An 11,963-nucleotide genomic window follows, 5' to 3' on the forward strand; every position below is an offset into this window, starting at 1 on the left:
TCGGACCGCCTCGATCTTGAACTCATCGGTGTACCGCTTCGTGCTCATAATCACCTCCGCCTAAGCCATAGTTTATGGCTGCGAGGTGTCTACGGAACCCTGGGCGATTCAAAACCAGCAAACCAATTCGCAACGAAGCCATGCATTACCATTTTATTCTACCGGTCGGCAAAGCCCACCAAGCGAGCCGTTTGACGAGACCAACTTTCCAAGAGATCCTGTGCGCCAGACTCGCCACCATTCCTCAAAGAAGAAAGAATCGCATCCAATTTACGCTGAACTAGATCAGACTTTGGCAAGTTCAAAAGTCTCTCCAGCGTGGCATCTGCCGCAACGAAATCGCCAAGCCTGATGGCGGATATGTATTTTATCCACTCCGAGTAGTCGCTAGTGAAGTCAAGCCCGTCGACATAGATCAACAGATCTGCTGCCGTCTTCACCGCCTCAAGTTTTTCTGCGTGCGCCTTATACACCCCACAGAAAAAGTCTTTATCCTCTTCCGCGCTTGCAATCCTCTGACCTAAAGACATGTGCAGGAAGGATAAATCATCATAGGTCGGAACTACGAAGGTCCATATATAGGTAGAGGATGGAGCAGGATCCAACGTGAAACCTGAGATGACATCCCTCGTATGAAATGCAATCAAAAAGTTTCCAACGGCGCGCAGGCCACTGCTCTTGGCCTGGCGCTTCATCCTCCAAAGTGCTATGGATTTCATGTTAGGGCACTCACCTTTCCAGAACACCACAAAGTATAGTTCCTCTAGGGAGATGCTTGTAGTAATTGCGAATTTCCGCTGCAGTCAGACCAGCGGCTCCCGACTTCAATTCGACCGCATATTTCGGGTACGCCCTGGGCCCATATATGCCGTCGGCGCGAACTGATCCTGGGGTTCCGTAGTCTACAACGATCCCGTTCAAGTAAGAGACTTCGGCATCGTACGGAGCACCATAGGCTTTCACGTTAATAGCAAATTGCACATGGATTCGCGTCCCCCGCAACACACTGAAAGGCCATATCCTATCGAGGGGGGAAGATGGATATGCCGAGATGGCAGCCTGCGCAGCCTCGCTAAATACTGACATTCCCGGTAGCGTCCGACAAACCGATGTCTGCTCGCAAAGGCCTAGCGAATCTATGCCAACAAGGGGGTTGCCCCCTACATACGAATATGTGCTAACTCCTCCCGCCAACCCAATCGGATCACTCTGAGAGTAGCGCCCCACTGCTGGGTCATACTCCCGCTGGTAGTTGTAGAACAACCCACTCGCATCCGTCGCCTGCTGGCCCGGGAAGCGCAGCGCCAGCTCGAACGCCACACCGTCGCCATCCGGGTCGGCACTCGGAATCTGATTGCCGAACACCTCGCTCTTGTTGCTCCACTCCCAGATCGCAACATTCCGCGTCGGGTCGATCACCACGCGCGGCGTACCCAGATGATCCGGCTGCACGTAGGCCAATTCCGGCACGCCGGTAGCTGGCACATTGATCACCGCCACCGGGTAGTTGTCCAGCCAGATGGCCTGCTGCTGCGCCTGTCCCGTGGCCGAATAGTTGCCCAGCCATTGCCCGGCCTCATCGTACAGCGTGATCTGAGCTGCGCCACCGGCTGGAGTACGCAGCATGCGCTCGCCGCGATGGTTGTAACCGTAGCTTTCCAGCACGGCATTGCCCTGCTTCACCGCGTTCATGCGGTTGGTATCGTTGTAGATGAACGCCTTGCCGCCGATGCCGGTGGTGTTGCCCGCCGCGTCATGGCTGCGTACCTCGCCATCCACCGCAGTCAGGCGATGGCTGGTTGCGGGATAGGTGTAGCTGGCGGTCCCCGCCGAGGTGGTCAGCGCGGTGCGATTGCCGGTGGCGTCATACGCATAGGTTTCAATCGGCGTGCCGGTCGCGCCGTCCTGGGTCTGGGTCAGGCGGCCCAGCGTGTCGTAGGCGTACTTGGCGAGCACCTCCGAGCCTGCGCCGTTCTTCAGCTCGGTGATCGAACCGACCGGGTTATAGCCGTAGCCCAGCGACAGGCCACCTGCGGCCGGGTCATGCACCGCCTGCGGGCGGTAATCCAAATCCAGCGGACGCTGCAGTTGGCGGCCATTGCCATAGGTCCAACCGGTCGCCGGGCCGAAGGCCGCGTAGGTCACGTTGTTCACCACGATCTGGCGAGACTGGCCGGGTCGGGTCAGCCCGATCTGGCTGATGCGCCCTTGGGTATCGCGCACATAGTCGGCCACGCTGCCGTCGGGGTAGGTCAACGCGGCCAGCCGTCCCGACTTGCTGTAGGCGTAGCGCAGCGTGCTGGCAACGCCGTTGACAGTCTGCACCTTGCGGGTGACCTGGCCGAAGCGGTCGTGGCAGTACTGGGTACTGCCGTTGGCGTGCAGCACCTGCCCCAGGCGGCCCTTGGCAAAGCGCTCGTCGGCGGCACAGGCAGCCGGTGCCACGTCATACCTGTAGCCCACATCCAGATTGGGGTCCGGAAAGGCGACGCCGATCAGGCGGTTGAGTACATCGTAGTGATAGGTGGCGGTGACGCCACGCGCATCGGTGGCCGTCTTGCGATTGCCGGCCGCATCCACTGTGAAGCTGCTGGCGCCACTGTCCGGGCTGACCTGCCCGGTCAGGTCACCGAAACCGTTGTAGGCGTAGGTGGTGTGCAGGCCCTTCGGGTCGGTGACCTGGGTGACCTGGTCCAGCGCGTTGTACTGGCTGCGGATCTCCGCCGCCACGCCGCCGACGTCCTGCAGGGTCTGGGCCAGGCGGTTCAGCGGATCGTACTGCTGGCTCGTCACACGCTGCAGGGCGTCGGTCACGGTCTGCGGGTTGCCGTTGGCATCGTAGGCAAAGCCGGTGGCGTGATTGCCTGCGTCCTTCAGTGCGGTCAGCTGGCCGAGCGTGTTGAACGTCCGTGCCAGGGTACGGCGCAGGGTGCCGCCGGTATCCAGCGTGTCTTCCTTGACGCGGTTGCCGGCATTGTCCAGTGTGTAGTGAATCGTGTTGCCTGCGTTGTCCTCGATGTCGGTCAAGCGCAGGGCAGCATCGTAGACGTAGGAAACGCTGCTGCCATCCGGCTCGGTGGTCTTCTGCACCTGGCCCGTCGGCCAATAGCTCAGCTGGGTGACCCGATTCTCGGCCGTGCTGGCACCGCGTACGGTGATCGAGGTCGGCCAGCCGCGGGCATGGTAGGTGTAATCGGTCACCACGCCGTTGGCATCCTTGACCGACAACGGCCGCCCGAACGCGTCGTAGGCCAAGGTCTCAACCGTCTGGCCCAACGCATTGGTCACACTGCGCAGGTCGCCCTTGCGATAGGTGCAGGCACCTCCGGTCGCGCACCCTGCATCATCCGCCGAGTAATAGGCATAGGTAACGGCATCGGCCACATCCGTGCGCGGGCCATCCACACTCTTCAGCAGCCCCTTCACCGGGCAGCTGCCTGCCGCTGCCACATCAGCGGCTTCGCAGTACGTGTAGCTGGTGATGCGCGTCTGACCGGACGCGATGTCGGTCACCGTGTTGGCCGTCGGCTGGCGTCGGGTATTGAAGGACGTTCGGGTTTCACGATTGCCGATGCGGGTGGTCAGTACCGCATTGGTTTCGACGTCGCGCGCAGTGGTCACCACCCGCTGCTCGGGCAGGCCAAACGCTTCGGTCACGGTATGGATGCTGACGGCACGACCACTCACCGGGTCAGTGCCCTGCGCATAGGTGTGCTTGGTCTGGATGCCGCGGCGATCGGTGTAGGTATCCAGACGGCGGCGGAAGTCGACACTCTGGTCGTAGTAGGTTCGGCTGACTGTTCCCTGCGAATCCGTCAGGCCGGTCACCTTGCGCGACGGAGCGCTATCGCCGCCGGGTGTCAGGGTGTAGTCGGTCTGCCGCCCAAGCGCGTCGGTCACGACCGCACCGCCGTTGGGGCTATAGGCCAGCGTCACACCATCGGCACCGCCGGCATGCTGACTGGAGATCACACGGCCGATGGAATCGTAGGTAAAGGTGCTGTAGCGACGACCGTCCTCGGCGGTGATACCCGTCAGGTGCTGGGGGAAAGCCTGGTTCTCGTAGTGATACGTGCGCACACCGCCACCCGCATAGGTCACCGTGGCGACCTGGTTCTGCGATGTGTAGGTGTAGGTGGCGAGCGCAATGCCTTCGACCAGCACCGAACTGATCAGCGCCTCATAGTCGTTGGACTGGTAAACGAACTCCAGTGTGCGGCCACTGCTGTGGGTGACCGCCGCAAGGCGGTCGCTGTCGTCATAGATGTAGGTCAGCGACGTGCCATCCGCGAAGCGCTTCGCGGCAAGACGCCCGTCCGCGCCGAAGGTAGAGATGGAATCCGCCGAGTACAGTGTCCAGTTGCCGCTCTGGACCAGACGGTCACCACTGTCGTCGTCCGCCTCATAGGCTTGGCCGATCTTCTTGAATGCACGCTGGAAGCCGGTGCTTTCAATGATGCCCACACTGTCAACACCATCCAGTGCCAGGTTGGCGCCCAGCGAATGGGTCCAGCCATAACCGAAGCCACCGGATGAGGTGGAGATGCCGGAGTGATAGAAGCGCGTCAGCGCGATCCAGCCCAGATCGAAGTCCTGCGCGATCTCGTACTTCTCGCCCGTTTTAACATCACACGGATTGCCGACATTGCCGTCGCAGGTATCGCCGTTGGAGGGCGGGTCCTTGTCGGGAAGCGGACTCATGTTCGTAGCTGTATCGTTACGGGACATGGGGCAGTTGCCGTTGCCGCCATCCTTGTCGCACTTCTGCGACTTCGAGGTGATGGTCGCAACGAACTCCTCGTTCACGCAGGCGTTGTGTGTGTTGGACCACTGCGTAAGAGGAACGGGGCAATCAAGGCGGCGTTTGCGGCCGAAGGCCGTCTGGCTCACGTAGGGAGCGCAGGGCGATTCGGCCGTGTTCTGCCCGATCATATGAGTGATCTGATAGAACCTCGACTCCACCACGCCTTCCGTTTCCGGCGTACCAGAGAACCATTCCCCTTGAGGTGTGACAGCAGCGCCCGGACAGACGGGGTTGGCTGCCTGAACATCAGCGAGGAAGCTTGCGACCATCGCCTCTTCGGTCGAAAACTCTGCTGTACCGAGATAGGTCCAGTCTGGATCGGAGGGTTGCGCCTTCCCCATCCAGTAAGTGATCGACGTGTTTCCGTTCAAGTCCACGACTTTCGACTTGATCTTGTCGACAGACTGCCAACCGAACTGGAACTCCGGCGGGAACGGACTCGGTGCGGGCAGGCTCTTGATCGCCTGCACCGCCTGCTGCTGGGTCTTGTACTGCGTCGAATTGCCACCGGGCTGCGAAATGCGCCAAGTGATCTTGCTTTCCTGCGCTTCTGCCACGGCCGCGGTGATGCCACTCAGGGCAGCGATTACCAGCGCGGCACGCGATAAGGACTTCAGTCGCTCCAACATACCTGTTCCCCTTCCTGGACGAACACAACGCCGGCGAGGAACGAGAACGCGGGGGTAGAGCCCCATCACGTCGTGTTTCGGATCGTCCCTGGTCCGGAATGCGTTGCAGCTTCACTGAGCCCTTGTCCTCCAGATCGTCGGAATAATCAAGCCAATGATCGTGATACCCATCACACTTACCGGGTTGGAAAATCGCTGTAGAGCTGTTGAACCAGCGCTACAGCAAAGATGGCTCATCACTTACTGCACTGGCGCCCCAGCAAATCTTCTAGCGCGGGTTTGACGAGACCTTGCTCGAATAACTGCTTAAACCGCAGCGAAGGCGGCGGCCCCTCCTTAGGAGATCCGCTCAACGGCATTGAGTTAATCGTTTGAGTTGCGCCACCTTCTATCGGGCCTTCGGGGTTGCTTGTCGGGCCGCTTATGGCCCGGCGAGGAACACGGAAAGTGGAGCGCCTTTGCCCTGGGGAAGACTATGCCGACCGGGCTAGAGATAAGGGGTTCTCGTGGTGGCAGCGGTGGGCCATGACCGTGCTCACCAAATTCTAACGGCAGAGCTAGGTAATGACCGCGATGCAGAGTTCGACATAGATTACTTTTGGGCAGATGGCAGCCTTGCCGGACCTTGACCCACGCCTTGATCACCAAGGGGGTGCGACGATGGGCATGGGGCATCGAATTCTACAGCTTGAGGTCCTTGGGGCTGTCGATTTGCCACCGCTCCGTCACGGTCCCATCCGGTTGACGCGTGCGGTCCAACGTCAGTTCACGGAGGTTCTCGGCGCTCGTCAGGCGAGCAATGAGCAGGTCAGCATCCGACTTGCTGAGCTTGGCCACGCGTTGATCCTTCAACTGTGCGAAGAGCCGAGCATAGCCCGCTCCAAGCACGACTGCACGCACGTGCGCCTGGGCGAGATCGTGGGTCTTGAGGGTGCGCTTGATGAGCCGGCAATCGAGCACGGCTTGCAAATCAGTAGGAACGCGCTGGACGAACGACCAGCGGCCGGTGGATGACCGGCTCAAATGATGGGGGATGCGCATGCGAGTGTTTCCTCTGCATGCTTCCTGCTTTCCAATCCGACCTCATCGATGATTTCAATTAAAAATCAACGAGTTAGGGTCTTTTGGCGGAGAGAGTGGGATTCGAACCCACGGAAGGTTTAACCCTTCGCCGGTTTTCAAGACCGGTGCCTTAAACCGCTCGGCCATCTCTCCGTATCGGCCCAGCCTGCTGGCCGGGCACGCATTCTCGCACGGCTGGGCGATTTGCCCAAGACCGGCGTAACGCTGGGCAGGGCCTGGCGCTACGGGCAAGCCTCAGCCCGCGTCCACCGCCAGCGCACCCAGCGCACTGGCCTTGATCTTTTCCTTGGCCTTCTCGCACGCGCCACCGCAATCCAGGCGCGAGGCCTCCAGCTGCGGCGGCAGGTGTTCGGCCAGGAAATCGATGAACACGCGCACTGCCGGCAGCAGACCGCGGCGCGAGGCGAACACGGCGTGGCACACGCCCTGCGGCAGCGACCAGTCCGGCAGCACCACTTCCAGTTCACCATTGCGCACGGCTTCGGCGCAGACGGTTTCCGGCAGCATGGTGATGCCGAAACCGTCCTTCACCATGCTCTGCAGCAGCGGGAAGTCGAAACCGGCCACGCGCGGCTGCAGGTCCACCCGGCGCACTTCGCCTTCCGGGCCATGCAGCTCCCAGCGCTGGCGCGCCTCGTCTTCGCTGATGCTGAGGGTGACGTGCTGGGTCAGCTCTTCCGGGTCTTTCGGGCGGCCGGCGCGGTCCAGGTACTTCGGGCTGGCCACCAGCAGTTCCTGCACCTGGCCGAAGCTGCGCATCACCAGGCTGCCATCGTCATCGAGGCGCGAACGCACGCGCAGGGCCACGTCGTAGCCTTCATTGATGATGTCCACGCGGCGGTTGCTGATGTTCAGCTGCAGGCGGACCTTGGGGTACTGCTCAAGGAACCTGGGCAGCAGCTTGGGCAGCTGCATCTGCGCCAGCGACACGGGCACGCTGGCACGCACGACACCGCGCGGCTCGGCGCTGAGGCGGTCGACCACTTCGCGCGCGGCCTGGGCCTCGGCCAGCATGGTCTGCGCATGGCGGTGCACGCTGGTGCCGACATCTGTCACGGCGAAACGGCGCGTGGAACGCTGCAGCAGGCGCACGCCGAGGTCGGTCTCAAGCTGGCTGATACGGCGGCTCAGGCGCGATTTGGGGATACCCAGAGCGCGCTCGGCGGCGGCGAATCCGCCGTGGTCGACCACCATGGCGAAGTAGTAAAGGTCATTCAGGTCATGCATACCCGAGTTCCATATCTAGAACAATTCGTGGCATTGAACCACCTTTATCCTGCCCATGCAACAACCTATCGTTCTCTCCGTCGGCGGCAAACACCGCCCCTTCCTTCCAGAACATAGGTGACTGCCATGAAGCTTCTGCATCTCGACGCCAGCGTGCTTGGCGACAATTCCGTGTCCCGCCAGCTGACCGCTGCTGTGGTCGCCCAGTTCAAGAACCAGATCGACGGCCTGCAGGTCGATTATCGCGATCTTGACGCCAATCCGGTACCGCATCTGCGCAGCAGTTCGCTGGCCGGTGTCGATGCCGCCGAGGCGACCGACGCTGAACAGGTGATGCAGCAGTTCCTGGCCGCTGACATCCTGGTCATCGGCGCGCCGATGTACAACTTCAGCATCCCGTCCACCCTGAAGGCCTGGATCGACCGCGTTGCCGTGGCCGGCCGCACCTTCAAGTACACCGAGAACGGCCCGGTGGGCCTGGCCGGTGGCAAGCGCGTGATCGTGGTGAGCGCCCGTGGCGGCATCTACACTGATTCGCCAGCCGACTTCCAGGAACCCTTCCTGCGCCAGGTGTTCGCCTTCATGGGCATCGACAACGTCGAGTTCGTGCGTGCCGAGGGCATCGCCTACTCGCCGAAGCACCGCGAAGACGCCATTGCCGGCGCGCTGTCGGCCCTGCCGTCGCACGCTGCCGAAGAAGTGGCTGCATAAGTACTGCGTTGCAGCGATCGGCGCCCTCCCCCCCTCCTCGTCGGGGCGCTGATTGCGGGCCGGGAGCCCCTCCCCCATCCCGGCCCACCCCAACGGCTCCGCTTTGCGGGGCCGTTTTTTGTTGCGCGCTGCCGGTAGGCTGGGGGCATGGACTACATCGTGACGGCTGCGCATCGCAGTGAGTTTCCGCACCCGATTACCCTGCGCCGTGGGCAGGCGCTGGTGGTGGGCGAGCGTTATGAGGGCCCTGAGGGCTGGGAGGACTGGTTTCTGTGCCAGGCCGAGGGGCAGGAACCAGGGTTCGTGCCGGTGCCGGTGATCGGGCGCGATGCGCAGGGTGGCGCGTTTGCCACGGAGGATTACTGTGCGCGGGAGCTGGATGTGGATCCAGGGCAGGTGTTGCGCGGCGTGCGAACGCTCAATGGATGGGCGTGGTGCGTGCCGGAAGACGGTGAGCCCGGGTGGGTGCCGTTGGAGAAGGTGCGGGTTGTGGGGTGATCGCGGGGTTCACCCACGCATAGCGTGCTCAGTAGATCCACGCCATGCGTGGATGCGGGACCGCGCCATGCGCGGATCCCCCCACACAAAACCGCCGGGCATGGCCCGGCGCTACCGGGTTCAACCGATGGTTTCGACGCCACCCATGTACGGCCGCAGCACGTCCGGCACGGTGATGGTGCCGTCTGCGTTCTGGTAGTTCTCCATCACGGCGATCATCGCACGGCCGACGGCCACGCCTGAGCCGTTCAGGGTGTGCACCAGTTCCGGCTTGCCGGTGGCCGGGTTGCGCCAGCGGGCCTGCATGCGGCGGGCCTGGAAATCACCGGTGTTGGAGCACGAGCTGATCTCGCGGTAGGTGTTCTGCGAGGGCAGCCAGACTTCCAGGTCATAGGTCTTGATCGCCGAGAAGCCCATGTCGCCGGTGCACAGCAGCACCTTGCGGTACGGCAGGCCCAGCTTTTCCAGCACCACTTCGGCGCAGCGGGTCATGCGGGTGTGTTCGGCGTCGCTGTCTTCCGGGCGGCAGATCGACACCAGCTCGACCTTCTCGAACTGGTGCTGGCGGATCATGCCGCGCACGTCACGGCCGCCGCTGCCGGCTTCAGCGCGGAAGCACATCGAGTGGGCGGTCACGCGCAGCGGCAGGCGCTCGGCGTCGACGATCTCGTCGCGCACCAGGTTGGTCAGCGGCACTTCCGAGGTCGGGATCAGGTAGCGCGTGGAATCGCCCACGGCGGTCTTGAACAGGTCGTCCTCGAACTTCGGCAGCTGGCCGGTACCACGCAGCGAATCGGCGTTGACCAGCAGCGGCACGTTGGTTTCTTCGTAGCCGTGTTCACCGGCGTGCAGGTCCAGCATGAACTGGGCCAGGGCACGGTGCAGGCGGGCAACCTGGCCGCGCAGCACGGTGAAGCGCGAGCCCGACAGCTTGGCCGCGGTCTCGGCGTCCAGACCGGCATTGCGGGCGCCCAGCTCGACGTGGTCCAGCACCGGGAAATCGAAGGTACGTGGGGTGCCCCAGCGCGCCTGCTCGACGTTGTCGTTCTCGTCGGCGCCGGCCGGCACGTCATCGGCAGGCAGGTTCGGGATGCCCGCGGCGATGGTGTCGATCTTTTCGCGCAGCTCGTCCAGGGCCACTTCCGAAGCCTTCAGCTCGTCGGCGAAGGCGGCCACTTCGGCCATGATGGCCGACACGTCCTCGCCCTTGGCCTTGGCCTGGCCGATGGCCTTGGAACGGCTGTTGCGCAGGCTCTGCAGTTCCTGGGTCCGCACCTGGATGCGCTTGCGATCGGCCTCCAGAGACTCCAGGGCAGACACGTCGAGCTCGAAGCCGCGGCTGGTGCGCAGGCGTTCGGCGAGGTCGGCGGGCTGGTGGCGGAGCAGGGCTGGATCAAGCATGGCGGGTGTCGTGGTGGGTATCAGGAACGGGATTATCGCCTGTTATACGGATTTCTGCCGCCCGGTTCATTCCCACCGTGGCAGAATCGGGGCATTCCCTGCTGGTCCGGTCCATGTCTGCACCCCGCTCATCGCCTGCCAAGTCGTTCACTGTGCATATCCCGCGCAACGCCCTGAAGATCGCCGGCATCGCCTTCGGCGTGGGCGTGCTGCTGTTCGTGGTGGTCTGGTTGACCGGCCGCGACAAGGAATTCTTCCGCGCCGATGACCCGGCCACGCAGACCCCGCAGGAAACCGCGCAGGTCGAGCCGCTGCCCGAGCCCCTGCCCGCCGCGGCCGGCTCCAGCGACATGCCCGATGCCAAGCCGGCACCGGTGCAGGAGGAGGCGCCGAAGCTGGTGGAAACCGCCCCGCCGCCGCCGGCCAGCACCGAACCGGCCCCGGCCGCGCCGGGCAGCACCGCGCCGGCCACCGGCAACAGCCAGCCGATGCCCGTGGCGGGCCAGTCGCCGCCGCCGACCTACCCGGCCGCCGCGCTGCGTCGTGGCGAGTCCGGCAGCGTGGTGGTGCGGGTGGACGTGGATGCCACCGGCTATGCCAACAACATCACCGTGATCCAGCGCAGCGGCTCGCGCGAGCTGGACCGTGCCGCCAGCGACGCGGTGCGCCGCTGGCGCTTTACCCCCGCGCTGAGCAACGGCCAGCCGGTGCCGGGCTCCATTGAGGTGCCGTTCGACTTCAAGCCGCAGTAACTGAATGCTTCCCGGCAGGCAACCTGAACCCTGCCGGTCGCGTTGACGCAACGCTGACACACCGCTACATCGCCTCGGGCAAGACTTTGTGCGTCGTTACTGACGCGAGGAGTCTGCAATGAGTGATGCTACCCATGAACACCTTCATTCCCCGCATCTGCAGCAGGACGTGAGCGAGCGCCCGCAGCGCACCTCACCCTGGCTGTGGCTGGCGCTGATCGTGGCGATGTTTGCCGCCGCACTGTTGTGGCTGCGGTTCTCGAACCAGGATGACGTGGCACCGGCCCCGGTGGGCGAACGCATGCTGCCGGCCAGCGAGACCCCGGTGGCCACGGCGCCTGCAGCGCGCAACGCGGCCCCGGCCAGCGAGCAGCGCAAGACGACCCCGGCCGCTCGCAACCGTGAGGCCAGTCCGCTGGCCAGCAATGACAAGCCGACCTACCCGGCGACTGCGCTGCGTAACGGCGTGCAGGGCAGCGTGGTGGCCAGCCTCAACGTGGATAGCCGTGGCAACGTGACCGAGGCGAGCATCGTGTCGCGTAGCGGCGAGCGCAGCCGTGACCTGGATCGCTCCGTGCTGCGCACCGTGCAGGCCTGGAAGTTTGAGCCGGCCATGCAGAACGGTCGTGCCGTGGCGAGCGTGGTGCGCGTGCCGGTGGATTTCCGCACCGAGCAGCGTTGATCGCGAGCGAGGGGTTCGTGATCGGGAGACGGAGGCTTCGGCCTCCGTCTTTTTTTGTGCCGGGGTTGTGGGTTGCCGGCCAGCGGCCGGCACTACCGCCGCGGCTTGGTTTCCGCCGGGCATGGCCCGGCCCTACCGGGCGGCGTTTGGTAGCGCCGGGCCATGCCCGGCGGGCG

8 protein-coding genes, 1 tRNA gene and 1 pseudogene are annotated in these 11,963 nt (G+C 63.5%); 4 read left to right on the forward strand and 6 right to left on the reverse strand.

Going from position 1 to position 11,963, the window contains the following annotated elements:
• Positions 1-158: 158 nt before the first annotated feature.
• The 5 genes and pseudogenes from AC1VXD_RS18840 to AC1VXD_RS18860 all read right to left on the reverse strand — a co-directional run bounded on the left by AC1VXD_RS18840 (position 159) and on the right by AC1VXD_RS18860 (position 7,743).
• Complete coding sequence (locus tag AC1VXD_RS18840) at positions 159-695, reverse strand: hypothetical protein (protein WP_482993333.1); 537 nt, start codon at positions 693-695, stop codon at positions 159-161.
• Positions 696-729: 34 nt separating this feature from the next.
• Positions 730-5,433: an RHS repeat-associated core domain-containing protein gene (locus tag AC1VXD_RS18845; RefSeq protein WP_482993334.1), complete on the reverse strand. Its 4,704-nt coding sequence runs from the start codon at positions 5,431-5,433 to the stop codon at positions 730-732.
• Between the two features lie 684 nt (positions 5,434-6,117).
• Positions 6,118-6,474, reverse strand: a pseudogene (locus tag AC1VXD_RS18850) (DUF6538 domain-containing protein); the annotation flags it as partial.
• A gap of 84 nt (positions 6,475-6,558) precedes the next feature.
• Positions 6,559-6,648, reverse strand: a tRNA-Ser gene (locus AC1VXD_RS18855).
• Positions 6,649-6,750: 102 nt separating this feature from the next.
• Entirely contained in the window at positions 6,751-7,743 is a 993-nt protein-coding gene (locus tag AC1VXD_RS18860; RefSeq protein ID WP_482993335.1) for a LysR family transcriptional regulator, read from the reverse strand.
• A gap of 126 nt (positions 7,744-7,869) precedes the next feature.
• On the opposite strand from AC1VXD_RS18860, the gene AC1VXD_RS18865 reads away from it, so the two are divergent.
• Entirely contained in the window at positions 7,870-8,454 is a 585-nt protein-coding gene (locus tag AC1VXD_RS18865) for an FMN-dependent NADH-azoreductase (protein ID WP_079222337.1), read from the forward strand.
• Between the two features lie 147 nt (positions 8,455-8,601).
• Positions 8,602-8,952 carry an SH3 domain-containing protein gene (locus AC1VXD_RS18870; protein WP_482993336.1) on the forward strand — a complete coding sequence of 117 codons (351 nt, stop codon included), beginning with the start codon at positions 8,602-8,604 and terminating at the stop codon, positions 8,950-8,952.
• A gap of 120 nt (positions 8,953-9,072) precedes the next feature.
• Here AC1VXD_RS18870 and serS read toward each other — a convergent pair whose 3' ends face one another.
• Complete coding sequence (serS, locus tag AC1VXD_RS18875) at positions 9,073-10,353, reverse strand: serine--tRNA ligase (protein WP_108769209.1); 1,281 nt, start codon at positions 10,351-10,353, stop codon at positions 9,073-9,075.
• Positions 10,354-10,466: 113 nt separating this feature from the next.
• Between serS and AC1VXD_RS18880 the strand changes: the two genes are divergently transcribed.
• Positions 10,467-11,105 (forward strand): energy transducer TonB, encoded by a 639-nt coding sequence (locus AC1VXD_RS18880; RefSeq protein ID WP_482993337.1) that lies wholly within the window; start codon positions 10,467-10,469, stop codon positions 11,103-11,105.
• 118 nt (positions 11,106-11,223) lie between these two features.
• Positions 11,224-11,787 (forward strand): energy transducer TonB, encoded by a 564-nt coding sequence (locus AC1VXD_RS18885; RefSeq protein WP_482993338.1) that lies wholly within the window; start codon positions 11,224-11,226, stop codon positions 11,785-11,787.
• Positions 11,788-11,963: the final 176 nt, after the last annotated feature.

The sequence above is a fragment of the Stenotrophomonas sp. STEN054 genome (genome assembly GCF_056854535.1).